Source organism: Vibrio jasicida CAIM 1864 = LMG 25398, assembly GCF_000400365.1.
GTDB lineage: Bacteria > Pseudomonadota > Gammaproteobacteria > Enterobacterales > Vibrionaceae > Vibrio > Vibrio jasicida.
In genome coordinates, this window is record NZ_BAOG01000036.1 from 94,932 (window position 1) to 118,278 (window position 23,347).

Below are 23,347 nucleotides of genomic sequence, written 5' to 3' on the forward strand. Positions count from 1 at the left end.
AATTCCAAACCGACTCTGAGTGTTCGCCCCGCTAACCGTCAGTTTTTACATAAAATGACTTCGTTAATGCGCGATTCAATCGCCTTTATTGCTATTGTCACTGCCATCGGCACATGAGCTTGGTAGGGATGCAATACATAAATTGGATTCACCTTTGACGCTTTCGCACCAGGTACAGGTTCAAGAAGCGAGTTCGACTCCAACATAAAATCAGGCAAAATCCCAACACCTAGCTCCATTTCTAACAGACTGGCCACATCAAAGACAGTATTCGCTCGGTGCTTCACTGGATATTGAATTTGATGTTCCGGCTCCTTGGAGGCAAACACATGGACCACAGGTTCAAGCTGCCAATGTTGAGCAATATAAGGCGCACTTTCAAAATCAGTATGCGCTCCTTTCGCACGACACAAGACGTCACAAAACTGCCCTACTTTGCGCTGCTTAATGTTTGAATCGCCAGAAGCCCCTACTCGTATGGCAAGATCGATATCCTGCTGAACAATATCCACATGCTTATCATCACTGATCAAATTCAACTGCACATCAGAGTAATCAGCAAAAGCACTCGTTAAAGCTGGCAACACTATCGAGCGCATTAGTGCATGTGGCGCTGTGACGGTAAGCCTTCCCGTTGGCACTTGCTTTAACTCTGTGGCTTCTAACCACGCGGCCTCTGCTTGTTTTGTCATTTGGGCGCACTGCTCGTAAAAGCGCTCGCCCGTCGAGGTCAGAGTTTGCTTTCTGGTCGTACGTTTGAGTAAACAAGTATCCAGCTCTTGCTCTAGTTGCTTCAAAGCAGAGCTCAACACTGACTTAGAAAGCTCTAACTTATCGGCAGCTTTGGAGATTGAACCACACTCGACAATATGAACGAACAGAGACATCAAACGCAGTTTATTCATCGCCCTTCCTTATTGTTCTTTTTTACAGAACATTCAATTCTTATTACTTTGTTTTTCTATCTCAATTCTAACCCTATGATTACTCCATAAACAAACACCAATCACAGGATATTCAGGATGACTCAATCAGTTTTAGAACGCGCTCAAGCAGGCATCTCAGCATGGCAAATCGCTTTCAACAATCAAGACGCTGCGGGCTGTGCAGCACAATACGCAGAAGACTGCATTATGGTAGCTAAGCCATTTGGCACTTTTGAAGGGCGCGAAGCAATCCAAGCATTCTGGCAAAACATCATGGACCAAGGTTTTAACAGCGTGGACTACACCAACACTAAGTGGGAGCAAGACAACGAAAATGGCTACATTCTTTCTTCAGATTGGACGATGAACAAGGCGTTTGGTGTCGTGCACAAAGAGTTATGGGAAATTCAAGAAGATGGTTTGTCTCGCCTAACGTACGATGAGTTTGAAGTGCTTGGTGAACGATAAGCTTTAAGTCTTTCAGAATAAAAAAATCCCCAAGCCGAAACTTGGGGATTTTTGTTTTTCAGTTTACTTAATTACATTAAGCAAAGATGAAGGTGTATAGGTAACCTGCGCCCATTGCCATCGTTAAGATAACGAATAGGAAGGCTGCAATCATTTGGTTCTTAAAGATTGATTTCAACAAAATCACTTCTGTAAGACTTGCGCCTGCGCTACCAATGATAAGTGCCATTACTGAACCCAGAGCCATACCTTTTTGTACTAGTGCCGCACTTAGTGGAATAACTGCCTCTGCACGGATGTACAGTGGAATACCAATAATTGCTGCTACTGGAATCGCGTACCACTTCGCTTCACCTGCGTACTCCGCGATAAGATCCGTTGGGATGAAACCGTAGATAAATGAACCAATCGCAATACCCATCATTAGGTAAGGGAATACTTGTTTAAAGTCTTTCCAAGTTGAATGCCAAATACGTACCCAGCGGCTAGGCTCTTTTTCTTCCACGATGGTCGCTGTTGCACTACCGCCTGATGAGCAGCAAGACACTTCCACTTTAGGCTCTGCTTTTGGCGCGCTATCACCACAACAAGATGTTTTCGCTACCACAGGCTCTGGCTCACTGCAGCATGATGTTTTTGCTGCAACTGGTGCAGGTTCACCACAAGCGCTGGTACCACAGCTTGATGCAGGTTTCGCTTGTTCTTTTTTCTTGCTTGAATCACCGCAAGATGTACCACATGAAGAGGTGCCTGCTGCTTCGTACGCTTCTGGTTTTACGTAACGTTCAAAGCCCAGCTTTTCAAGAACATAGCCTGCAACCACAGACACCGTCATCGCGATAGCAAAGTAGAATACCGCTACCTTCCAACCAAAGGTCACTACAAACAAACCAATGATTACAGGGTTAAGCAGTGGACTTGCAAATAGGAACACCATCATAGGTCCAAAACCTGCTCTTGCACGCAATAGACCTTTCAAGAAAGGAATGGTCGAACACGAACAGAAAGGCGTAATCGAACCTAATAGCGCAGCAATGAAGTAACCTTTACCCTTTTTCGAGCTCAGGATAGATTGGATTTTTTCTGGCGTTAGAAAATCTTGCAACACACCCACGATGTAGCTAATCGCTAGGAATAGGATGATAAGTTCGGTTGCTAGAAACGCAAACATATCAAGCGCTTCCTTAGCCATGGTCATGATTTCTGGATTCATATTGATTCTCCTACTGATGTCACATCAGTAACTGTAAATTTCCTAATGAAGCTGAACTCTTCATTTCTACTTTTCTCGAATTATAGAATTAAAAATCGATGCGTCAACCATTATATTTCGATAAATATCGAAATATAATTTAAAGTCTTAATAATCAATTAATTAACTAAGGGATTTTTCTTGTTTGCTATTCACCCACACTTTCACTATCATCGAAATGTATTTATCGTCTGTCATTCCAAGAGGTCAGTATGGAACTCGAAGCTGTAGCAAAAGCGCTCAAAGAGCTAGGACACCCTACCCGTTTATGTATCTATAAAGAGGTGGTCAAAGCAGGCTATGAAGGAATCGCGGTTGGTGGCGTACAAGATAAACTTGGTATTCCAGCCTCTACCCTTTCTCATCACATTTCGAGCCTAGCCTCAGCCGGCTTAATCAGTCAGCGTCGTGAAGGTCGTACTTTATATTGTGTTGCCGAGTATGAATGCTTAGATACGGTTATTGGTTTCTTGCGTGACGAGTGTTGCATCAATGAAAACTGCTAACCTCGAATCAATTTGGAGCGAATACGAACACGCTATTCATGCGTTCTTGCGCTCTAAAGTCAGCAATGAAGATGATGTAGACGACTTAAAACAAGAGATCTTACTTAAGACTTATCAAAACCTTGCGGATATTCGTGATGTATCTAGCGTCAAATCTTGGCTCTTCCAAATCGCTAATAACGCCATCATCGATTTCTACCGTAAACGTGCTCGAAATCAGCGTGATAATGACCTCGTTGCTAACGATCTTTGGTTTGAAGAGCAAGAATCAAACCTGAAACAAGAACTGTCAAAGTGCATTGCGCCGTTTGTGCAAGCATTACCAGATGAGCAATCGCAACTGCTCTCTTCTATTGAGCTTGAAGGCATGAGCCAGAAGAAGTTGGCCGAAGAGCAAGGTATCAGCTACTCAACCCTCAAATCGCGCGTACAGAGAGGACGTGTCGAATTGAAAAAGCTATTTGAAGAATGTTGTAGTTTCTCGTTCGACAAACAAGGTCGTATGACAGATTGCAACCAAAACGGTACTTCTTGCGATAGATGTTAATCCCTCGCTGAATTCCCACCTCACAATGAACACCGATAGCTTGGCGGCTCGTTATTGAGTCGCCTATCCATGAACTCAATCACAGCTTTATCTCTTCATCCGCTCTCTCATTTGCTATCTTGCTGAATAGTAAGCTTTACTTTTTCTGCTTTAAGGAAGAAGGAAACTCATTTTTATGATCTCATTAAGAGAACTCACCAAAGAAAACTATCTAGATTGTATTCGTCTCAATCTTCACCCAGAACAAGAAGAAAACCTTGCCGCCAACGCGATTACGATTGCTCAGTCACGCTTTGAAACCGACTACCGATTGAAAGTGATTTATGAGCAAGAGACGGTGATCGGTTTGCTTGCGTTTTGCCATGAAGACGAGCCGCTTGATTACTCCATTTACTGGCTGTTCCGCTTTATGATCGACAAAGATCACCAGAACAAAGGCTATGGAAAGCAAGTACTTAGTTTGCTCGTTGAAGAAGTGAAACAACTTGGCGGGAAAACCTTACTCACGATGCATAAACCCTCCAATCAGCAGGCAGGCCAGCTATATCGTGCTTTCGGATTTCAAGAGAATGGCGTACTCGATGATGGTGACATCTCACTACGATTAGTGCTTTCTTAATCCAGTACGAATCCAAAATGGAGAATTCTGGCTTTTACACCTGTTTATCAAACCATTCGGTCACCAACGCCACCAGCTTTTGATGTACGGGGCTTAACGTATTGCCTCGCTTTAGTAGCACATAGCCAGCACGACCTTCGTTTGCCATAAAATCGATGTTTAACGGGACAAACTCGCCTTTCTCATCATGAGCTTGCACTAAATGATGAGGAAGCAAGGCAAAGCCATCATTTTTCAATAATCGCATCAACACATCGATGTTACTGATTCGAGAAATGTTTGGTGACATCACCTGTTGATTACCAAGTGCACTGGTGCTGAAATTCTCTGCAATGTATTGATGATGTGACGCAAGATCCTGCAGAGTCACCACGGGTTTCTGCGCTATTGGGCTTTTCTGATGCGCATAGAAGGTAAACCTTGGATAGCCCAAGTTAATAAAAGACATCCCTTCGGTTGGGAACGCTTTGCCGCTGTTAAGTACCACCGCAAAATCCGCTTGTTTCGCCATAAGCATTTCTAACGCTTCATCTCGGCTGCGATGTAACCAATGAATCGCTGTACTCTTGTATTGCTTACGCAAAGACAGATCGATGTCCGCGATGGCATCACACGGTACCGACATGTCGTGACAAATCGTTATCTCCGGAACATCCCCTTGAGAGTAGCTGTCGCAAGAAAGCTCTAAAGACTGCATTTGGTAAAGAATATGCTTGGCTTGGGTAAGTAACGTCGTTCCTACTTCCGTCAAGACTGGTGTTCTTCCTTTACGTTCAAACAAGGTCACATCCCAATCAATTTCGAGATCGCTGACTTGGTGATGCAGCGTCGCTCTGTCTTTCCCGATTACCCTTGCGGCTTGGCTAAATGATCCATGCTCTGCGACAGCGACAAATGCAGTAAGTTGGTCAAAACTGGCTCTGGGCATTGGAAGGTCCTCAAACAATAAACCTGTTTATCTTAGCTCAATCTAAACTGTCTTGTTGCAAAATCTGCAACATAACTGAGATTACATGGTGAATATTAAACGTAATAATGACCTCGTATTGAAACGTTACGAGGGCAATTCAATGAAAGGTTTTAGCAAAAAAGTACTTCTAGCAGCATCAGTCGCAATGGCAGTTGGCAGCATCTCTACTGCAGCAAATGCGTGTTCACGTTTGGTTTGGGAGACTCAAGACCACGGTGTATTTGTCTCTCGTACTATGGATTGGATGGAAGCCAATCAACCAACCATTGATGTTCGTCACGCAGGCCAAACATACCGTGGCTACGATAAAGACGATGCGCTTACGTGGACATCGAAATACGCTTCTATCGGTGTAAGTATTTACGGCGTGGGCACTATTGATGGCTTTAACGAGAAAGGCTTTGCGGCGAATGCCCTGTTCTTGGATGAAGAAAACCCAGGCGCACCACAAGCTGGCAAACAACAAATCGAAAACTCGCGCTTTGTCGCCTATTTGATTGATAGCTTTGCATCCGTTGATGAAGCATTGAAGAATCTAGATTCAATCCAAATCCAACAGTTCAGCCACAATGGCATCGAAATGAAGGGGCATTATTCATTAGAAGACGCAAGTGGTGACTCTGCTGTATTGGAATACATCGACGGCGCTTGGCAAGTGCATCATGGCAAACAATATGACGTGATGACTAACAGCCCAGAGTACGCGCAACACTTGAAAAACTGGCAAGAAACGCAACCCAAAGCGAAGAGTGATGTGAATGGTGAGTTCCCGATCCCGGGTAACATTAATTCTGCTCAACGCTTTATCTGGAACAGCTACATGAAGGACCAGCTTAAAGAGCCTAGCAGCTACACCAATGGCATTGCGAAACTCGACAGTGTGACCTACAAAATCCCATTGGATGCGGCAAACCGCCCAGTAAATGGCGAAATGCGTGGCTATGCAACCATCTATGGTTTGGTGTACAACCTAGACCAAAAAGTGATGAACGTGCGTTACCAGTATGACGACAGTTACACGCAGTACTCAGTGGACTTTAACAAGTTGAATGACGGACATAACTACACCATCAAAGCCGATTTACCGGATCTGTTTGGTGACATTTCATCTCGCTTAGAAAAAGGCGATGGCGTCATGGGTCAACACTTAGTGAAATAGCTTAAACAGCAGAACTTGAAAGGTGTTTGGACAAACATCTACCAAAGGCGCCGACTTACTCGGCGCTTTTTTTATACTCACAGCACATAAATAAGATAATAACTCAATTTGGATTACATAAGTTTATGAATATGAGAACAAATGATAATTTTTGAAAGCATTGCCTTAAGGCTAATATACGTGGAACAAAATGAAGATTTCCAACTATTCTAACGTTATTAAGCCATATAACTCGGTGCTTTATGCCCTTAGAGGAAAAGAATGAAAGCGATCACTTACCAAAAAGATCAAGATACCTTTACCTATACCGACATCGACACTCCAGCGCTTGCGAGTGGGTTAGATGTGTTAGTAAAAGTTCATGCCGTTGGGCTCAACCCTGTCGATGCGAAAGTGAATCTTTGGCACGAGATGGTCGATGGCATGGACGATACTTTCGTCGGTGGCCTCGATGTTTCGGGGGAAATCGTTGCCATCGGTGACAAGGTATCGGGTTGGCAGGTAGGTGATCGCGTTCTCTATCATGGCAACATGCGTCGAATGAGCGGTGGTTTTGCCGAATACGCAATTCAAGACTCACGTACGTTAGTTGCGCACCCTGATGTCGCTCCAGAAGTCGCAGCCGCTTCACCTTGTGCGGGCTGGACGGCTTATCGAGCGCTCATTGATAAACTGAACATTTCTACACGTAAGAGCATTTTTATTGCTGGTGGTTCTGGTGGCGTGGGTAGTTTTGCCATTCAGCTCACTCGCTTCTTCGGTGTAGAAACCATCATCACTACAAGCTCTGCGGCAAACCACGAGTTTGTACGTTCGTTAGGTGCAACACACGTCATTGACTACAAACAAGAGGATGTACGTGAACAAATCATGGCTATCACTGAAGGCTTTGGCGTAGAGGTATCATTGGACTGCGTTGGTGGCGACAACGACATTCTGTGTGCTTCTGTGCTTGGTTTTGAAGGTGAAATGGTAGAGCTAGTAAGAACAACGCGTGCAACCGAATACCCAGGAGCCTTTTTGCAAGGGCTCACCTTCCACCAACTGAGCTTAGGCTCTGGTCATGTTCACGGTGAAAAAGGTTTTGCTTCTATCGTTAACGCTGGGGTGGAATTCTCCCACATGCTAGAACGTGGTGAAGTCATGGTGCCTAAATTGGAAGTCGTCGCATTAAAAGACGTCGCTCAAGCTCTAGTGTCTATTCGTCAGCAACGAACGGTCGGAAAGATCGTCGCTAAACTCGTCGACTAAATCCCAAGCGACAAATAAGGAAAAAGAAGCGCAAACTCCAAAGCTGTTTGCGCTTCTAAGGGGTATTACTTTTCTACAAGCAGCATTGCTGATTTCGCCGCCACTTTAATCTCTTCACCGCTAGGCACTTCTTCTCCGGTCATCATATCAACCAGAACCTTGTTCACTGTCAGTTGCAGTGATTGCGCTCGCGCAGATTTGTTGAGTACCAAGATGCCCTTTTCGCCGCGCTGAAGTACCAACATATCGTCGTTACCTTCTAGTACCGTCATTGGCTCGCCATGAACAAGATTATGGAATGCCACCATCTTTGCCATACGTACGTCTTTCCACGCATTCTGCCATCTTGGTTTGCCATCCACACCCTTGATACCACTGGTATCCAAATCCGTGTAAATCAGCGGAACACCGCCATCGCGTCCCAGAATGTAGGCATACGCTAGCCATTCGTTCTCTTCATCCATGACCAAATCTAAGAACACATCATTGTTTGGAATATCATGAGTAATCGCGAAAGTAATAGCTCGACGGTTAGATAAAGCCTGACCAAAACAGTACGGGTCGATCAAAGACTTAAAACTGCCCTTCTTCGAGAACGCCTTAAAGATGGTTGAGAACAACGGAAAATCGTATGCACCTAACCGTGTTTCTTTCAAATACGGTTCTAGGAACAGCTCATATTCTTCTTCTGTCGCGCCACCATCTGTGATGATTTCACCAAAGATATGAACGTCTTGAGTAATGTCTTCGGTCCAAACCAACTTTAGGTGTTCTAGCGTCATGTGCTTTGCGGCATCAATACGGAAACCTTTCACGCCTAAAGCCTTAAGCGCTTTCAGGTAAATACGTTGCTGCTCAACAACATGCTTGCACACACGTAAAGTCGGCAACCCAGGATCGGTTGGACCGCCCGAGATTCGACCATTTTGAACTTCCCACTTGTCTTTCCAATCTTTAATGCCAAAAGCTTCAACGAAGTCATTCTCATCAAACAGCGGCTCTGACAAGTCACCGAATAGAGTCAGATTTTGATACTTGCTTGCATTTTGCTGGTAATCGTCCATCACGGCTTGGCGCGGATACTGTAAATCCGAGCGTAAATGAGCTTCGTTCGCCATGTGATTAAAGACGACATCGGCGTAAACCAATACACCTACACGGTCGAGTGCTTCAACCATGTATTTAAAATCTGTGGTATTACCGAGCGCATTGTCGATAACACGATAATCTTGAGGTTGGTAACGCTGCCACCAGCGTTCGTCTTGTGCGCTTTTCATCGGTGGAGAAACCAATACCGAGCCATAACCTAGCTCGCTGATCTCCGCCGCGCGTTGGGCAATGTCAGCATACTTCCAATCAAAAGCGTGCAAGATAACATTTGCACCTGTTGATTGTGTTTCCTGTAAGCCACTCATGTTTCTCTCCTCGTCGCGTTCGCTCACCCATTGTTACTCGTATTCTTCGTGAGCGAATCCAATAGCCAAAATTATAAGAACTATTAGCGAACCTCCCTCACCCCTTTTGCGTTTCTGCTAGGTGGAAAAACAAGGCGTAGCTCATCCCCAGTTAAGGTTTAAACGTCCGTTTAAAAGTATTCAAACGCCGAAGCCAAAACAAAGATCGCAAGGATACCGATTTAAACACCTGTTTTATAAGCATTTTGCAGATAAACCATTCTGAACGCGCCTACTCTCACTATTACGCCTTTTCTCAGTAAGAATGTGAATATGGGGCAACAATTCGATATGTAACAAATATTTAAGAAAGCGAAACTGCTGCTCACGTCACAGTTGGTGCGGTTTATAAATTGATAGGAAAGGAGAGGAAGACTCGAAATGATGACGACAGGTGCGCGAATAAAGAACGCTAGATACAAAAATAGCGCGATAAACGCGCTATTTTTTAAGTGCGGTATAACACCTTAACAACGTGCCAACCGAATTTGGTTTTGACTAGGTGTGGAGTAAGAACCTCACCAGAAAAACAAACTTTGTCGAACTGTGGCACCATTTGACCGCGGCGAAACTCACCTAGGTCGCCACCACGTTTACCAGATGGGCAAGTCGAGTATTTCTTTGCCAATGTCTGGAATTTAGCACCTTTTTTAAGCTGCTGGATGATGTCTTCAGCTTGTTCTTTATGCTTTACAAGAATGTGTAAAGCGGCTGCTGTATTTGCCATGTGTCTGTCTCTCACTGTTCGGGTGGCGCAAGTTTACCGAATCGCTTCAATATCGCAATAATTTCTCTAATGCAGTCCTTATCTTCATCTTTTGATATTCGGTTCTATCTAACAATTTGATGAAAACTTGGCCGCTCACCGATTCAATTTCACCTTTAATTTGCGCTATTTCCTAAAAAGCTCACTTTTCCACGCTCTACGGTTGAAGCGGTCGCCTTATAAGATTAGATTAGTTACATAAATCAGTGATATTGATAAGGTTATTTTCATGGCAAAAGTCGCGAGTAAAGCGAACCAATCTCAAGGCATGTTGGTGTTTAAACTCACCCTGCAACAGAACTTCGCAATTGGCACACTTAAAGTCCGTGAAATTGTACCTTACATGCCGACCACCAAAATTCCCTATTCGCACCATCATGTAATTGGCACTGTGACGATTCGTGATTTGACGGTGCCAGTCATTGATATGGCGGCAGCAATTGGATTCCGTCCTATCCAAGAGGAAGAATACAAAAATTGCTATTTGATCGTGACCGATTGTCTACGTACCGTGGTGGCATTTATGGTGCGAAGTATCGAGAAGATCATTGAATGTGATTGGAAATCTATCGAAACACCGCCATCAAGTGCGGGTCATAATATCTTTGTAACGGGTATTACTCGCTATGAAGAGAAGATCGTACAAATGTTGGATGTGGAACTTCTACTATCGAAGATCTACCCGCAATACGAGAATACCAAGATTCCAATGCTTACAGACATCGAGCGCGAGCGTTTGAAAGCCTTGAATATCCTTTTGGTCGACGACTCTTCTATCGCTCGCAAGCAATTGAGCGACGCGCTAGACCGCATCAACATCCCGTATCAAATCCGTAAAAACGGCTCAGACGCACTCGACTTGATGAAGCGAGATGCAGAAGCAAACCGCCCAATTGACCTTTTAGTGAGTGACATTGAAATGCCAGGGCTGGATGGTTATGAACTTGCGTTTGAAGTTCAAAATGATTCTGCGCTTAACAACTCCTACCGTATTCTTCACACGTCTCTATCAAGCGAAATTTGTGTTGACCGAGCTCACCAAGTTGGCGCTCATGAGGCACTAGAGAAATTCAACGCTGGGGAATTGATTGAAGCGATGCTGCGCGGTGCAAAAGAGCTAGAAGCAAAAGCGATGGCTTCTTAATCATATCTAATAAGTTTGCTTGATCTGGTATACATCAATAACTTTTTCGGCAGTGAACAAACTCGTGATACTCGCTACCGAACATGAAAACAGTGCAACAAAGACGAACATTTTGATGTGACTATTGAGCAATAGCCCTCCGCCGAAGAAATACAGTCCTATCGCGATAACCGTTGGCATAATCAATGCGGGGCGACACACCAATTCCATTGCAAGGGAGAAAAAGTAAACCTCCTCCCTTTTCGTAATCGAATACCAGTTGTAGAAAATAATAGAAGCTGTCGCCCCCACCGCTAACGCTATAGCAATCAGAACACTCGAAAAATGCTGCCCTGCAAACAACACAAACCCCGCTCTGATAGACAATACCGCGCAAAACAGCCAGACCAATAAAGGCCCCCCAACAACTAAACCCATCGTTTCTTTCCTCTGAATCAATTTTAATCGTTATTCAAACAAAGGCAGAAAGATGGGTAAAGGTAATCAAAGCACTCGAATGAGAACTCTGCGACGGCTAGCTTAAAGTCATTAAATTCAGACTATTAGGTGATATTTGGCCTATTTACTTGGCATTGTGTAGCTGCGAGACACAAACTCAGTTTCTTCGACTTGATAAATGTGGTTGATATAAGACGCAAGACTGTAGAGCACATTCGCGAGCAGGTTTGAATAGCGAAACAAAATCGGAGCGGGTTGTTTCTTACCTGAATGCTCAACGGCAACCAATGCACGAACCACCTTTTTTGCTTGGCAACGACACAAATGCAGTTGGCTTGACGTTGGGTGGCCGCCAGGAAGCACAAACCCTTTAAAGCCGCCATCGATACGAGCCTTAACTGCATCGTAATCGGCTTTTAGCTCATCGACTTCCGCTTCTGTAATCGCGAGTTTTCCGCGGATAGAGCCATTTACATGATATACGTTGGGCTGCATTCGAGTCAGTATGTCACGGCTAAAGTCATCGAGTTCCATCGATAGAACCAACCCAATTTTGCTACACAACTCATCAGCAGTGATTTCAAAGTCACATACTGGGCTGTCTTCATAGATGAATGGGTAACAAATCTCGCCAAGTTCCTTGCTTACTGGTCTCATGCTCTTTCTCTGTGCTTTGGTTCTAATAAAAAAGGGAGTCAGTATAACCTAACTCCCTTTCGGCATTCACATCCGTTTAGACGATCATAAGTTAGAAAATCGGCTTATGCGTTTTCGATTTTCTTATGACCTTCTTGAAGGTGAACGAAATCAACCAGATCATCGCCTGATACTTGGTAAGCTTGACCAAAGCCTTTTACGAATAGACCTTGTTCTGCTTTTAGGTTGAACAGAACGAAGTCTTCTAGTTGGCTCAGACCATCGATGATCTCACCAAAACGATCTTTCATTTGGCCAACTACTTGTTGCCACATTTCAGTATCACGCTCAACAACGGTTGCAACCGCATCAAACGTTAGACGCTTACGAGCGAACAACTGCTTCGACGAGTCTTCGTCTTCAATCATCATCAAAGATACGTTTGGATTCTCTAGTAGGTTGCGTGCGTGACGAGCAATCTGAGAAATAAGAACGAAGTAACCTTCCTGGTTTTGAACGTATGGTGCGTAACTTACGTTTGGACGGCCTTCCGCATCAACGGTTGCTAATTGAATGGTACGACGCTCCTGACGAAATTCCTTGATTTCTGGTCCTAGACGACCTTGTAAACGCTCTTGTTTAACTTGCTGATCCATTTTGATACCTAACTTTACTTGTTTGTTGTTCCGAGTTTTAACTCGGTTATTCTTTAATAAAATGACACTGCGCTAACGAATTAGTGCAGTGTCATGCTCATTCGAGACTACTTGTTGAACTCTGCTTGCATTGCACGGAATGCTGTTACTTGATCTTCGATTAGCTCACGCTTCTCGTTGCGGCCTAGGTAAATCTTAAAGATGTTGCTGCCACACTCAGAAAAGAAACCAAAGTAATGGCTCTCACGTCCCATAAACGGTTTACTTACTAAGGCAATGTTTTTCACGTTATCCAGTTTTAGGTGGCCATGAAGCTCACCTTCTTTGCCCATAAGGTTGTAGTAACCACGAGCAACTTTACCTTTCGGGAACGGCGCTTTTACTTCAAAGATAGAACCAAAAGAATGAACGATAGTTGTTACTGGGCCAAAACCAACAAGACCTTCTAAAATGCTTTGTGCTTGCTCACCAGGAGCTACTGCAACCATCTCTTGAGGAAGTGCAGCTACCACTTCAAACTCTGATACACCAAGGCGCTCAGCCATTGCTGCTGGAAGTAGTTGCGGTTCTTGTTCTAGTAGGGCTTCGACCTGTTGCTTAATTGATTCCATTGTTTTTTCCATTTCTTTCAGATTAATTGTTAGATACTTTTGGTACGTTTTCGTTCATTTCAGAAGTCAGTACTTGAATACATGCCTGAGCCAGAGACACAGCCCAGAAGCTACCTGCTAACGTCAGAACTAAACTGCGCTCTTGTAACTCGACCAAACCTTTGTCATGCCAAACTTTGAATAGTGGCATCAGGAAACTGAAGGTGTCTTCGCCCATAAATGCTGGCAGCTTACTCGCCTGAACAATGCCTCGATCAAAGCCGGACTTCAGTGCTGCGAATAGCGGCTCAAGTGGGCTTTGCTTCATCATCATTGCGATGGTGCTCTGCCCTTCATTTACAGCTTTAACGTAAGTGTCTAGCGTGCGGTGCTGCATCATGCCGTAACCACCGATGTTACCGCCTGCGCCACAACCGACAGGCAATACTTCTGCATAGGTCTTCGCTAAGCTGTTGTATAAGCTGCGTTCACGGTTATCGATCGCCCAGTGGTTCACGCTAAGCTGCTTCATGTGATGCTCTGCCATAAACTTAGCACCAAGCTCGTACATGCCTGCTTTTTCCGGTGTCGTTGCAGGTGGCGGCATTTTGCCTTTTTCAACCAAATTGAGCATTGGCGCTGTACCGCCAACTACTAGCTGATAAAGGTCCAAGCCATGAGCGCCTGTAGACACGAAGTCCTTAAGATCTTGCTCTAACACTTCTTTTGTTTGGTAAGGCAGGCCGTAAAGTAAATCAATGATGACAGGAACCTTGTCTTCTTTTGCCAACTCACTAACGCGATTCAATACGTCTTCGCGATCATCCAAACGCTTAGCGCTGCGACGAACTTTAGTATTAAAGCTCTGCACACCAAATGAGAAACGGTTGAATCCGCCGTCTAGCGCACCTTGATATAACTCGTCAGAGAATCGGTTGATACGACCTTCAAGTGTAATTTCGCAGTCAGCTGCTAGAGGGAAATAGTCGTGAATGGCCTGACCAAGAATGCGAACTTGTTCTGGTGCCAGATCCGTTGGCGTGCCACCGCCGATGTAAACCGCATGGAAGATGCCACTTTGCGTCCACGGCATCGCCGCTTTCTCTTTTAGCTCTTTCATCAGAGCATCAAAGTATTCATCGACTAACTTACGGCTGGCAGCATTTTGGAAGAAGTTACAGAAAGTACAGCGCACTCGACAGAATGGAACATGAATATATAAGCAGCGCTTATTGTTCTTAGTCGTCGTTTCCGAGGTGATTCTCGATAGGATGTCACCTTGTTGTGGCGGCGGAACTGGCATGCTACTGCCACCCGCATGCGCAGAGTGTTTTTTCACAAAAGCAAAGCGCAACGGATCGGGGCTATCACTCCCAAGGATTGATTCGTCAAATTTATAAATATCGACGGTCATATTTACTCACTTAAAGCCCACCACACAAAGGATTGAGGCTCATTTCAAAAAAACTGCAAAGATCATAATTTGGCCGTAATGATAATGCAATTGATAATTGATCTTATTTCTTTTGTAAGTGATAATCAGTCCAAGTTGATAATGATTAGCAATACCGAGATTTACCCGTGAACGTAAAAAGATATGTCATTGCCGGAGGCGCCTCTTTAGTGGTGCACGCTGCACTGCTTTTTGTCTCTCAAGAGACGAAGGTGTTTGCAATGCCTGCAGGGAATCCTACTAGCTCGGTTAGCCTCAATTTAGTCTCGGCTCCCAAACCAGTCCAAGCTGAACCGACACCACAAGAAGTGGTAGAAGAGAAGCAACCAGAGCCACAAAAAAAGCCTCAACCAAAGCCAGAGCCTAAACCGGTTAAAAAGACGGTAGAAAAGCCAATCGTGAAGAAAGAAGCGATCAAAAAGAAACCTGTCGAGAAAAAACCGAAGCCAGTCAAGAAGCCACAAACATCTAAGCCTGTTGCCAAGAAAGATCCACAGCCAAAAGAAAAAGTGGAAAAGAAAGTGGCAAAAGAGCCAGTACCGCAGCAAAAAGCAACGCCGACGGAACAATCAAAAGGCACAACGTCTCAGCCTGTGATGATTGATCAGCCTGCTTTTGTTTCCCAGCCTGTTCAGCCTCGTTACCCTCGTTCAGCTCGTAAGCGTGGTATCGAAGGCGTGGCACTTTATGAGGTTTGGTTGGACGAAAATGGCAACCAAGTAAAACTAGTACTTATCGAATCTTCCGGTGCAGAAATGCTCGATGTTTCAGCACTGCGTGCCATCAAACAATGGCAATTCTCACCACATATTTCTGGCGGGCAAAAAGTTGCTCACCGAGTTCAAATCCCAGTTCGTTTTAAGTTGGATGGATAATGGAACAGCTACAACATTTACAAACCCAATTTGGTCTTATGACTTGGCCTTTAGTTATTTGCTCTGCACTTACAGTCATGATCATTGTGGAAAGACTCTTTCAAGTATTCATCAGTCTAGGCGTAGGCAAACGCGCAATTCGTCAAAAGCTGAATAACCTTGATCCGACCAACAACAAAGATATCGAAGCGCTAGCGGATGAACTTTCTGGCAAACGCCCTCTTCTTTATCGTGGTGTTGCAATGTTGCTAGCGCATCACTCGTTCTCTAAATCTTTGCGGGAAGATGCGGCGGGGATTTGGCTACAAGAAAAGCGCCATCAATTGCACTCAGGTCTTCGTTTATTGACTCTGATTGGCGTGATCAGCCCGCTTATCGGATTATTAGGTACGGTACTTGGCCTGATCGATATGTTTAAAGGCATTGCTTCCTCTACAGGTAACATCACGCCAAACGACTTGGCTGATGGTCTAGGTCTCGCGATGCGCACGACCGCAGCAGGTTTGATCATTGCATTACCCGCAATTTCTGGCGCGCAACTGATTGGTCTTTGGGCTGACCGCGTTATCGCTAAGCTTGAGCACACACTGAACTATGTAAACCTCTGGCTAGAAGGCATTTCTTTGCAACACGTTTCTCCAGAAAACAACAAAGAAATCGCAACGGTTGCTGATCATGTTGAAGCGAGAAGCTCATGATTAAAGCACCTCAAGACAATAGCAGCCATGGTTTAACACCGGACCTAACCCCGTTACTGGATATTATCTTTATTGTAATGGTGTTCTTGATGTTGACTGCGGCGGTCAAGCTCGACTCTTTGGATGTCAACCTTCCAAGCACTGATTCCCAAGCCGTTGCCGAAGTTGATAAACAATCAATTACGGTCAACATCCTTAAAGACGAACCGCACTGGGCAATCAATGGCAAGTCTTACATCGATTGGGAAAACTTCACGATTGCTCTGCTAGAAGAAAGTAAATCAACAGATAAACCGATTGTGATTGGCGCTGAAAAAACCGCCGATATTCAGTCACTGGTTAAGCTTCTTGGCTTTTTACAAGAAAACGGAATTCAAGCGACTCAATTGCTCACTGAAGAGTCGCAATAAAAGAACATAAGATTGAGAACATCCTAATGAATAAAACACTATCTCCAGTTCGCACCGCCTTAACAGCAGCTGTCACTATGCTGGCAAGTGCGAGTCTTTTTGCCAATGAAGCCCCATCTTCTGAACGTGTTGTTAGCGCGGGTAGCGCTGTCACCGAATTGCTTATCGCGCTTGATGCAAAAGACAGCCTTGTTGCTGTTGATGTCACCAGCCAACTGCCAAAAGAAATGGAATTGCCAAAAGTGGGTTACCACCGTCGTCTGTCTGCTGAAGGTTTGCTAGCACTTAGCCCAACTAAAGTGATTGGTTCTGATGAAATGGGCCCGAGCACAACACTTGAGCAACTAAAGTCTGCTGGTGTAGATGTAGAGATTGTAAACACAGAAGCAAATGTTGAAGGTCTTGTGGATCGCATAGACCAAATTGCCAACATCATGCATCGTGAAACTCAAGCAACAGCGCTAAAAACAAAAGTTGAAACGCAAGTAAAAGCGCTTGAGAGCAACCAACCAGCAAAAGCTGACAAAAAGAAAGTCCTCTTCCTTCTTATTCATGAAGGCCGTCCTGCAAACGTCGCAGGTTCAGAAACCACGCCAGATGCCATCATTCAACTTGCGGGTGGTGAAAACCCAGCGGCAGGTCAGTTATCTTCATACAAACCTCTATCTACAGAGGCCATGGTTGAAATGCAGCCAGATGTGATCCTAGTCAGTGGCCGCAGTTACCAAACAATGGGTGGTGCAGATGCCATTTTGAAAGCAATGCCATTGCTTGCTGCTACGCCGGCTGGGATGAACAAAAACATCGTGACGATTGATGGCCACGCACTCGTAGGTGGTTTGGGACTAAAGAGCCTTTCTGAAGCGAAGCGCTTGAATGAGCTGCTATACCCGTAGAGAGATTCAATGCTATTAAGACGTACCCCTTTACCTACTATTCTGCTTGCTTTATCCGGCATCTTAGCCTTTATCGCAGTCGCTTCAATTACTGTAGGTCCAATGAATATCAGCTTCGCAGACAGCCTGCGAAGCTTAACAGGGGCAAGCTCTGATCTTGCTCCTCACATCCAACTGGTTATCAACGAAATACGACTTCCTCGCACCATTCTTTGCATGTTTATCGGTGCCATTCTAGCAATCTGTGGTGTCGTCATGCAGGGCTTGTTCCGGAACCCGCTCGCTGAGCCTGGCATCATCGGTGTCTCTGCTGGTGCGGCGCTGGGTGGTGCATTTGCTATCGTTGTTTTCGCGGATTTCAGCCAAAACTATCCAACATTAATGAACCTAGCAGCACTGCCTTTCTTTGCTTTCTTAGGCGGTGCAATCACTACTGTTTTAGTTTACTGGTTAGGGACAAGTAAGTTTGGTACATCCGTTACCATCATGCTTCTCGCTGGTGTTGCTATCAGTGCCTTATCAGGGGCTGCAATTGGCTTCATGAACTTCATCGCAGACGATCAAATGCTGCGTGACTTAACACTGTGGTCTATGGGGTCACTAGCAGGTGCGAATTGGTCTGGTATTGGCTTAGCGGCCGTGACATTGTTATTACTGATGTTCTGGTTCCAGAAAAAAGCGATGTCGCTAAACGCTCTCCTACTGGGCGAATCTGAAGCAAGGCATTTGGGCGTTCCCGTTCAAAAGCTAAAACGACAGCTCATTTTGTTATCTGCGGTAGGTGTAGGTATTACCGTGAGTATCTGTGGCGCTATTGGCTTTATCGGCCTTGTTATTCCTCACTTAGGTCGTATGCTCGCAGGTCCTGACCATCGAACTCTGCTTCCTATTTCTGCTTTGATGGGCGCATTACTTCTTACGGCAGCAGATATGTTTGCACGTGTCGCAGTTGCACCAGCAGAATTACCAGTAGGTATCGTTACTGCACTGATTGGTGCTCCATTCTTTATCTACTTACTGTTCCAACAAAAAGGGAAAATCCTGTAATGAATAACACCGTTTTGTCGGGCAGAAATATTTCGATGCGATACGGAAGCCGTGTCGTTCTGGACGACATCAGTATTGAGATTCGAGCTGGAGAAGTCACAGCATTGCTTGGTCCGAACGGCGCCGGTAAGAGTACTTTGTTAAAGCTGTTGTGTGGCGAAATCCCATCTCAAAATGATATCGAATTCTTTGGTACCCAAAAGAATGATTGGGAGCCTGCAGAAAGTGCAAAACACGTCGCTATGCTGCCACAACACAGCACATTGACGTTTCCTTTCTTAGCGAGGGAAGTGGTAGAGCTCGGAGCAATCCCTCTCTCTATCTCCAATAAGGAAACCAGTGAACTCGCGTTGCATTACATGCAACAAACTGATGTTCTGCATTTAGCTGATAGCCTCTACCCTGCCCTATCTGGTGGTGAAAAGCAGCGTTTGCATTTAGCACGTGTTCTCACTCAGCTTCATCAGTCTGGGGATAAGAAAATCTTGATGTTAGATGAGCCAACCTCCGCTTTGGATTTGGCTCACCAGCACAACACCTTAAAAATTGCTCGCGCAGCAGCCAAAGAGAATAATGCTGCCGTCGTGATTGTGTTGCATGATTTGAACTTAGCTTCTCAATATGCAGACCGCTTAGTCCTGCTGCATGATGGTAAGTTAGTATGTGATGACACGCCTTGGAATGCACTGACTCCAGAACGCATTGAGCAAGTCTATGGCTACCGCTCAATCGTGACTAAGCACCCAACCTTGGATTTCCCTCAAGTGCACGCAGCGGCTTAATCAGCGCGTTTTAAGCCCTTGTTTGTCCATTCCAAATGATAGGCATACAAAAAAGCCCCGCAACGTTGCGGGGCTTTTTGTTTTGGGGTTATTTGCTCATTTGAATCAACGAACGACCAATCAACCACTCTAGCTCTTTGTCGCTACCTGCACCAAATTGGCTTTCTGCCATCTTGTACAAACGGTCGATGCCATTTGCAGCAAACTCATGTGCGCTTTCTGAAGTAACAATATGGTGGAACAATAGACGCAAGATCGCTAAGAATTCAGTATCTTCTAGAGCCTTAATCCAGCTCTTAGAGAACGCATCCAGACCTTTATCAAATTCTAGATGTTCTACGAACATTTTGAAGATACGACCGTCTAACGCGGCGGTAAAGTCCGTTTTCTTAGGGAAATGGTGGCTAATACCTGTACGCGATACACCTGTTTGTTGACTTAACGTGGTGTAAGACATTTTGTCATAACCAAGTCTTAGAAGCTGATCAACAACGGCATCCATGATTTTCTGGATAGTGATTTCGGTATCTTCTTTACTACGCTTTGGCATATTTTAAGCTCTTCTCTTTGTAAATCCATCTAACTCACAATTAAATGAGGCCAGAATGAAAATCATCCTCAGCATTATGTACTGTATGCCTCTAACAACAAATCAGAGGACCAATCATAACTAAAGTGCACTGCGTAACGTGCAATTTACAGTGATATTTCTGTCAATACATGTGACTCAAAATATGGCGAAAAGTCCACTCCATCAAAACCTTGCACCAAATCATTCATCGAAACTATTCTCAGGCTAAGAATGATAATTATGTAAAAATAATTAATCCGGAAATAGTCTTATAAATTGAACCCCAGTTCAACTAACCTGACAAAAATCTCACGAATATCTAGGTTAATTGATTTTAAATATTGATACATATCACATTAATTTCCTTAAGGAAGTTCTAATAAAATTAATTAACTCACTGTTAACAACATAACATACCGTGCCTTTTTTATCCAAAATCATTCATTTTTGTAGATAGAGATCAAATACCTGATAGAATACCCACAGTATTTACAAGAGGATTCGTTATGAGTGTCGAATTAGAAGAAAACCAAGTATGTGAAGCTTGCGGTTGCGCTGGTGAAATGGGTTTTATCATCAAAGAAGGTGACGATGTTGCCGACGTAACGATTTTCGCAGAGACTAAAGCAGCACTAGAAGCTGAGTTGGCGAAATACATCGAACTAGCAACACAAGTTTGTGCTGACGTTGAATACAACGTTTCAGAATTGACAGAAGAATCTAAAGAGCTAACGGCTCGATTCAAGTTTGAAGTAAGTGCTGAAAAACTTATCTTTGAACTAAAGACTCGCTCTCTAGCGCGTTAATCGTCGATATATAATCGACATATAGATAAAAGCGAGCTCTTAGCTCGCTTTTTTAATGCTTGATTGGCTTGTTACTGGTTATCTTTTTGAAACACAACCCACTTCAGTGAACCGTTGGTTTCAAAGTCATTCTCATCGGTACACACGAGCAATACGCCATCTATGTTAAGCACTGCCCCAGTGGTGTATGCCTTATCGTCGTAGTAACAAACCCGCTGTCCTAGCTTACCGTCTGCCACTACTAGAGCCTTAGTATCTGGTGTACTGTAAGATTTTGCTAACACAACGCCTGAGAAGGCCATAGCAGTACTCGCGACCAGCATAGAAATCGTTCTTAAGTTCATGAATATCCCCTCAATGAAGACCACATAAGTTAACAAAGAAACGTTTCATGTTCTTGGCAGCATCTCATATTCTTGAGACATTGAGCTGTAGCGACCTACCAAGCTTTACGTTATCCTTTTCCACTTATCCTTAATACTGTATCGGTTATGCGCGCTTTACTTCTCTTACTCGCTCTAACGGCTTTTTCCAGCTCATCCATTGCTTATGAGCTCGATTACTATGCCAAATTTGGCCATACCGATAACTATGGCAACATTGACCTTCGTAATAAGCCCTATACCACGATACCTGATGGGTTGGTTGTTAAAGGCAACCTAAACATTTCACAAACACCAATCACCAAATTACCGAGAGGGTTGGATGTTCAAGGAAGCCTAGAAGCCACCAACAGCGCATTAAAAACGATAAGACCAGGGGTGAAAATTAAGGGTTACGCGAACTTACTCGGTAGTAAAATTGAGCGTTGGCCACGCGGTGTCAAATTAGGCGGCTATTTAAACTTAACCGATAACCCGTTAACCAGTTTGCCCGCAAGATTAAGAGTGAAAGGCGATCTAAGCGTCATTCGCACACCACTTACCGAACTGCCAGAAGGTTTAATCGTGGATGGTAACCTGTACATAGGTGGTTCCAAACTGACAGTATTTCCAGACACCATGACAGTGAAAGGCAATATCTTTTTGGGAGGAAATCGGGTTACGAAATGGCCAACGAATTTGACCCTAGGTGGCGCAGTTGCACCATAGAAAGGCTTAGATGAGAGCTCCTTCCTAAAACTAAGTACTCAGTGCTTTATTGCAAAGCACTGAGCTAAGTTTAAATCATTCTTGGTTGTTTACTGGGTTAGCGTAACTTGCCACCAAGTAACTGTGAGCACCGTTAGGCAGTTGCTCCAACTTCTCTTGTAACTGAGATTTCACCGACTCCGTAATCGATTCATCTTCACGACCCGCAGCAAGCAGGTTGATTGGGAACACACGGTAGTTATTGTGAATCTGACGATCGATTTCATTCGCGAGCTCATCCGGAGTCTCAAACTCTTGGTCAATCACATCACCAAATGCAACGTGCACTTTACCTTTGTAACCAACGATACCTTGGATGATGCTTTCGATATCTTCGAATTCGCCTTTCTCGTAACTACCATTCTCTGCTTTCTCATACAGCTCTTTGGCTTTTGCGATGTCACAAGGGTCATTCTGGTAAGAGATCGAAACAGGTACAATCTTCAATGAACGCGTATATTCACCAAAGCTTACTTTTTGCTTACGCCCTTCAACATGAAACATCTTTAAGATGGCAGGATCAGTAAAGTCATTACCGTCTTTGGCACGACCTTCTTTTTGCGCAATCCAAATCGAGTTGCCGGTATCAAGAGAGTGCTTGATGTAGCTTGATAGCAAGCCTAACGCTTTCATCATTTCACGCGGCGCTTTCGCCGAGCGTTTAACAATAAAGCTTTTGTTCAGTCTCATCAGCTCAGTCGCACAAGGCTTCTTAAGCAGGTTATCACCAATTGCAATGCGCACAGTGCGATGATCGGTCTGATGCAAACCGTAATTAACAAGCGCAGGATCCATAGCGATATCGCGGTGGTTAGACACAAATAAATAAGAAGTTTCTTTATCTAGCTTGTCCAAGCCGGAAAAGGTCACACCATCCGTCGTCGTATTCAACGTATCTTGAAGGTACTTCTTAACTTCAAGTTGAATCGCTTCTACGGAGTCCAGCTTGCTCCACTTCGCTTTTAAGTAGACGCGGATAATCGGGCTCATGAGTGTTTTGAACCAGTTCGCTTTATTTGCGAAACGGTGCTCTAAAATCGCGCTGATAAACTCATCGTCTTGGATAAGGCGGTCCAGCGCAGCTGGAATCTCTTCGTCATTATATGGACGAATTTCAATATAAGGATCGGTATTGGCTGTCATTATTCAATTCATTTCAAAAAAAGCTGGCACATTTTACGCATTGTTTTGCCAAGTAGCAGCATTTCAATCCATACTTTTAACATGGTCATACCAGTCGTATTACAATTTCTATTCGCAAAAAATTCTGTTATTCGGTTGGCATTCTAAGGGTTTA

At 44.3% G+C, this 23,347-nt stretch carries 28 protein-coding genes; 15 read left to right on the plus strand and 13 right to left on the minus strand.

The window, feature by feature from the left end; all coding sequences use genetic code 11:
• Positions 1-38: 38 nt before the first annotated feature.
• Positions 39-905 (minus strand): LysR family transcriptional regulator, encoded by an 867-nt coding sequence (locus VJL_RS10430; protein WP_038877722.1) that lies wholly within the window; start codon positions 903-905, stop codon positions 39-41.
• Positions 906-1,022: 117 nt separating this feature from the next.
• Here VJL_RS10430 and VJL_RS10435 point away from each other — a divergent pair, with 117 nt between their 5' ends.
• A complete protein-coding gene (locus VJL_RS10435) occupies positions 1,023-1,394 on the plus strand; it encodes a YybH family protein (protein WP_038877723.1) in 372 nt (123 codons plus the stop codon).
• Positions 1,395-1,470: 76 nt separating this feature from the next.
• On the opposite strand, the gene VJL_RS10440 is transcribed toward VJL_RS10435, so the two are convergent.
• Positions 1,471-2,607 carry a permease gene (locus VJL_RS10440; RefSeq protein WP_038877725.1) on the minus strand — a complete coding sequence of 379 codons (1,137 nt, stop codon included), beginning with the start codon at positions 2,605-2,607 and terminating at the stop codon, positions 1,471-1,473.
• A 251-nt stretch (positions 2,608-2,858) separates the two neighbouring features.
• Here VJL_RS10440 and VJL_RS10445 point away from each other — a divergent pair, with 251 nt between their 5' ends.
• The 3 genes from VJL_RS10445 (at position 2,859) to VJL_RS10455 (ending at position 4,318) form a co-directional block, all read left to right on the plus strand.
• Entirely contained in the window at positions 2,859-3,152 is a 294-nt protein-coding gene (locus VJL_RS10445) for an ArsR/SmtB family transcription factor (RefSeq protein ID WP_005433559.1), read from the plus strand.
• On the plus strand, positions 3,139-3,699 hold the full coding sequence (sigZ, locus tag VJL_RS10450; protein WP_038877727.1) for an RNA polymerase sigma factor SigZ: 561 nt from the start codon (positions 3,139-3,141) through the stop codon (positions 3,697-3,699). Before VJL_RS10445 ends, sigZ begins: the two co-directional genes overlap by 14 nt.
• A gap of 175 nt (positions 3,700-3,874) precedes the next feature.
• Positions 3,875-4,318 carry a GNAT family N-acetyltransferase gene (locus VJL_RS10455; protein WP_038877730.1) on the plus strand — a complete coding sequence of 148 codons (444 nt, stop codon included), beginning with the start codon at positions 3,875-3,877 and terminating at the stop codon, positions 4,316-4,318.
• Positions 4,319-4,352: 34 nt separating this feature from the next.
• Here VJL_RS10455 and VJL_RS10460 read toward each other — a convergent pair whose 3' ends face one another.
• Complete coding sequence (locus VJL_RS10460; protein ID WP_038877731.1) at positions 4,353-5,246, minus strand: LysR family transcriptional regulator; 894 nt, start codon at positions 5,244-5,246, stop codon at positions 4,353-4,355.
• Between the two features lie 85 nt (positions 5,247-5,331).
• Here VJL_RS10460 and VJL_RS10465 point away from each other — a divergent pair, with 85 nt between their 5' ends.
• Both VJL_RS10465 and VJL_RS10470 read left to right on the plus strand, forming a co-directional pair.
• Entirely contained in the window at positions 5,332-6,447 is a 1,116-nt protein-coding gene (locus VJL_RS10465) for a linear amide C-N hydrolase (RefSeq protein WP_038877733.1), read from the plus strand.
• Between the two features lie 261 nt (positions 6,448-6,708).
• Positions 6,709-7,698, plus strand: coding sequence for a zinc-binding dehydrogenase (locus tag VJL_RS10470; protein ID WP_038877736.1), 990 nt, complete (start codon positions 6,709-6,711; stop codon positions 7,696-7,698).
• A 65-nt stretch (positions 7,699-7,763) separates the two neighbouring features.
• Here VJL_RS10470 and VJL_RS10475 read toward each other — a convergent pair whose 3' ends face one another.
• A complete protein-coding gene (locus tag VJL_RS10475; protein WP_038877737.1) occupies positions 7,764-9,113 on the minus strand; it encodes an alpha-amylase family protein in 1,350 nt (449 codons plus the stop codon).
• Positions 9,114-9,600: 487 nt separating this feature from the next.
• On the minus strand, positions 9,601-9,894 hold the full coding sequence (gene ppiC / locus VJL_RS10480; RefSeq protein ID WP_223976268.1) for a peptidylprolyl isomerase PpiC: 294 nt from the start codon (positions 9,892-9,894) through the stop codon (positions 9,601-9,603).
• Positions 9,895-10,147: 253 nt separating this feature from the next.
• Between ppiC and VJL_RS10485 the strand changes: the two genes are divergently transcribed.
• On the plus strand, positions 10,148-11,062 hold the full coding sequence (locus VJL_RS10485) for a chemotaxis protein (RefSeq protein WP_038877739.1): 915 nt from the start codon (positions 10,148-10,150) through the stop codon (positions 11,060-11,062).
• Positions 11,063-11,068: 6 nt separating this feature from the next.
• Here VJL_RS10485 and VJL_RS10490 read toward each other — a convergent pair whose 3' ends face one another.
• The 5 genes from VJL_RS10490 to hutW all read right to left on the minus strand — a co-directional run bounded on the left by VJL_RS10490 (position 11,069) and on the right by hutW (position 14,796).
• Positions 11,069-11,479, minus strand: coding sequence for a hypothetical protein (locus tag VJL_RS10490; RefSeq protein ID WP_038877741.1), 411 nt, complete (start codon positions 11,477-11,479; stop codon positions 11,069-11,071).
• A gap of 141 nt (positions 11,480-11,620) precedes the next feature.
• Positions 11,621-12,157 (minus strand): ATP:cob(I)alamin adenosyltransferase, encoded by a 537-nt coding sequence (locus VJL_RS10495; RefSeq protein ID WP_038877743.1) that lies wholly within the window; start codon positions 12,155-12,157, stop codon positions 11,621-11,623.
• Positions 12,158-12,261: 104 nt separating this feature from the next.
• On the minus strand, positions 12,262-12,792 hold the full coding sequence (gene hutZ, locus VJL_RS10500; protein WP_005441121.1) for a heme utilization protein HutZ: 531 nt from the start codon (positions 12,790-12,792) through the stop codon (positions 12,262-12,264).
• 107 nt (positions 12,793-12,899) lie between these two features.
• Positions 12,900-13,403 (minus strand): heme utilization cystosolic carrier protein HutX, encoded by a 504-nt coding sequence (gene hutX, locus VJL_RS10505; protein ID WP_020194073.1) that lies wholly within the window; start codon positions 13,401-13,403, stop codon positions 12,900-12,902.
• A 22-nt stretch (positions 13,404-13,425) separates the two neighbouring features.
• On the minus strand, positions 13,426-14,796 hold the full coding sequence (hutW, locus tag VJL_RS10510; protein WP_038877746.1) for a heme anaerobic degradation radical SAM methyltransferase ChuW/HutW: 1,371 nt from the start codon (positions 14,794-14,796) through the stop codon (positions 13,426-13,428).
• A 167-nt stretch (positions 14,797-14,963) separates the two neighbouring features.
• Here hutW and VJL_RS10515 point away from each other — a divergent pair, with 167 nt between their 5' ends.
• The 6 genes from VJL_RS10515 to VJL_RS10540 are packed head-to-tail and all read left to right on the plus strand — an operon-like array spanning position 14,964 to position 19,543.
• Positions 14,964-15,710, plus strand: coding sequence for an energy transducer TonB (locus tag VJL_RS10515; protein WP_038877748.1), 747 nt, complete (start codon positions 14,964-14,966; stop codon positions 15,708-15,710).
• Complete coding sequence (locus VJL_RS10520; protein WP_038877750.1) at positions 15,710-16,408, plus strand: MotA/TolQ/ExbB proton channel family protein; 699 nt, start codon at positions 15,710-15,712, stop codon at positions 16,406-16,408. Before VJL_RS10515 ends, VJL_RS10520 begins: the two co-directional genes overlap by 1 nt.
• Positions 16,405-16,818 (plus strand): ExbD/TolR family protein, encoded by a 414-nt coding sequence (locus VJL_RS10525; RefSeq protein ID WP_005441127.1) that lies wholly within the window; start codon positions 16,405-16,407, stop codon positions 16,816-16,818. The genes VJL_RS10520 and VJL_RS10525 overlap by 4 nt, the downstream gene beginning before the upstream one ends.
• Positions 16,819-16,844: 26 nt before the next feature.
• The gene (locus VJL_RS10530; protein ID WP_038877752.1) at positions 16,845-17,714 is read left to right on the plus strand and encodes a heme/hemin ABC transporter substrate-binding protein; all 870 of its coding nucleotides are present in this window, start codon (positions 16,845-16,847) and stop codon (positions 17,712-17,714) included.
• 9 nt (positions 17,715-17,723) lie between these two features.
• Complete coding sequence (locus tag VJL_RS10535) at positions 17,724-18,761, plus strand: FecCD family ABC transporter permease (RefSeq protein ID WP_038877753.1); 1,038 nt, start codon at positions 17,724-17,726, stop codon at positions 18,759-18,761.
• A complete protein-coding gene (locus VJL_RS10540; RefSeq protein ID WP_038877755.1) occupies positions 18,761-19,543 on the plus strand; it encodes a heme ABC transporter ATP-binding protein in 783 nt (260 codons plus the stop codon). Before VJL_RS10535 ends, VJL_RS10540 begins: the two co-directional genes overlap by 1 nt.
• Positions 19,544-19,631: 88 nt before the next feature.
• Here the strand turns inward: VJL_RS10540 and VJL_RS10545 are convergent, their stop codons facing one another.
• A complete protein-coding gene (locus tag VJL_RS10545) occupies positions 19,632-20,093 on the minus strand; it encodes a TetR/AcrR family transcriptional regulator (protein WP_005441131.1) in 462 nt (153 codons plus the stop codon).
• A gap of 527 nt (positions 20,094-20,620) precedes the next feature.
• Here VJL_RS10545 and VJL_RS10550 point away from each other — a divergent pair.
• A complete protein-coding gene (locus VJL_RS10550) occupies positions 20,621-20,920 on the plus strand; it encodes a YfcZ/YiiS family protein (RefSeq protein WP_005441132.1) in 300 nt (99 codons plus the stop codon).
• Positions 20,921-20,991: 71 nt separating this feature from the next.
• Here the strand turns inward: VJL_RS10550 and VJL_RS10555 are convergent, their stop codons facing one another.
• Complete coding sequence (locus VJL_RS10555; protein ID WP_032802124.1) at positions 20,992-21,264, minus strand: YnjH family protein; 273 nt, start codon at positions 21,262-21,264, stop codon at positions 20,992-20,994.
• 147 nt (positions 21,265-21,411) lie between these two features.
• On the opposite strand from VJL_RS10555, the gene VJL_RS10560 reads away from it, so the two are divergent.
• Entirely contained in the window at positions 21,412-22,011 is a 600-nt protein-coding gene (locus VJL_RS10560) for a leucine-rich repeat domain-containing protein (protein ID WP_038877758.1), read from the plus strand.
• A 75-nt stretch (positions 22,012-22,086) separates the two neighbouring features.
• Here VJL_RS10560 and VJL_RS10565 read toward each other — a convergent pair whose 3' ends face one another.
• Positions 22,087-23,193, minus strand: coding sequence for a 1-acyl-sn-glycerol-3-phosphate acyltransferase (locus VJL_RS10565; protein WP_038877759.1), 1,107 nt, complete (start codon positions 23,191-23,193; stop codon positions 22,087-22,089).
• Between the last annotated feature and the right edge of the window lie 154 nt (positions 23,194-23,347).

Coding starts and splice junctions, on each gene's coding strand:
- VJL_RS10535 (WP_038877753.1), top strand. CDS start 17,724: ATGCTATTAAGACGTACCCCTTTACCTACTATTCTGCTTGCTTTATCC.
- VJL_RS10540 (WP_038877755.1), top strand. CDS start 18,761: ATGAATAACACCGTTTTGTCGGGCAGAAATATTTCGATGCGATACGGA.
- VJL_RS10495 (WP_038877743.1), bottom strand. CDS start 12,157: ATGAGACCAGTAAGCAAGGAACTTGGCGAGATTTGTTACCCATTCATC.
- VJL_RS10475 (WP_038877737.1), bottom strand. CDS start 9,113: ATGAGTGGCTTACAGGAAACACAATCAACAGGTGCAAATGTTATCTTG.
- VJL_RS10465 (WP_038877733.1), top strand. CDS start 5,332: ATGGTGAATATTAAACGTAATAATGACCTCGTATTGAAACGTTACGAG.
- VJL_RS10550 (WP_005441132.1), top strand. CDS start 20,621: ATGAGTGTCGAATTAGAAGAAAACCAAGTATGTGAAGCTTGCGGTTGC.
- hutW (WP_038877746.1), bottom strand. CDS start 14,796: ATGACCGTCGATATTTATAAATTTGACGAATCAATCCTTGGGAGTGAT.
- VJL_RS10440 (WP_038877725.1), bottom strand. CDS start 2,607: ATGAATCCAGAAATCATGACCATGGCTAAGGAAGCGCTTGATATGTTT.
- VJL_RS10545 (WP_005441131.1), bottom strand. CDS start 20,093: ATGCCAAAGCGTAGTAAAGAAGATACCGAAATCACTATCCAGAAAATC.
- hutZ (WP_005441121.1), bottom strand. CDS start 12,792: ATGGATCAGCAAGTTAAACAAGAGCGTTTACAAGGTCGTCTAGGACCA.
- VJL_RS10555 (WP_032802124.1), bottom strand. CDS start 21,264: ATGAACTTAAGAACGATTTCTATGCTGGTCGCGAGTACTGCTATGGCC.
- VJL_RS10565 (WP_038877759.1), bottom strand. CDS start 23,193: ATGACAGCCAATACCGATCCTTATATTGAAATTCGTCCATATAATGAC.
- VJL_RS10560 (WP_038877758.1), top strand. CDS start 21,412: ATGCGCGCTTTACTTCTCTTACTCGCTCTAACGGCTTTTTCCAGCTCA.
- hutX (WP_020194073.1), bottom strand. CDS start 13,403: ATGGAATCAATTAAGCAACAGGTCGAAGCCCTACTAGAACAAGAACCG.
- VJL_RS10445 (WP_005433559.1), top strand. CDS start 2,859: ATGGAACTCGAAGCTGTAGCAAAAGCGCTCAAAGAGCTAGGACACCCT.
- VJL_RS10455 (WP_038877730.1), top strand. CDS start 3,875: ATGATCTCATTAAGAGAACTCACCAAAGAAAACTATCTAGATTGTATT.
- VJL_RS10490 (WP_038877741.1), bottom strand. CDS start 11,479: ATGGGTTTAGTTGTTGGGGGGCCTTTATTGGTCTGGCTGTTTTGCGCG.
- VJL_RS10460 (WP_038877731.1), bottom strand. CDS start 5,246: ATGCCCAGAGCCAGTTTTGACCAACTTACTGCATTTGTCGCTGTCGCA.
- VJL_RS10525 (WP_005441127.1), top strand. CDS start 16,405: ATGATTAAAGCACCTCAAGACAATAGCAGCCATGGTTTAACACCGGAC.
- VJL_RS10435 (WP_038877723.1), top strand. CDS start 1,023: ATGACTCAATCAGTTTTAGAACGCGCTCAAGCAGGCATCTCAGCATGG.
- VJL_RS10530 (WP_038877752.1), top strand. CDS start 16,845: ATGAATAAAACACTATCTCCAGTTCGCACCGCCTTAACAGCAGCTGTC.
- VJL_RS10430 (WP_038877722.1), bottom strand. CDS start 905: ATGAATAAACTGCGTTTGATGTCTCTGTTCGTTCATATTGTCGAGTGT.
- VJL_RS10470 (WP_038877736.1), top strand. CDS start 6,709: ATGAAAGCGATCACTTACCAAAAAGATCAAGATACCTTTACCTATACC.
- VJL_RS10485 (WP_038877739.1), top strand. CDS start 10,148: ATGGCAAAAGTCGCGAGTAAAGCGAACCAATCTCAAGGCATGTTGGTG.
- VJL_RS10520 (WP_038877750.1), top strand. CDS start 15,710: ATGGAACAGCTACAACATTTACAAACCCAATTTGGTCTTATGACTTGG.
- sigZ (WP_038877727.1), top strand. CDS start 3,139: ATGAAAACTGCTAACCTCGAATCAATTTGGAGCGAATACGAACACGCT.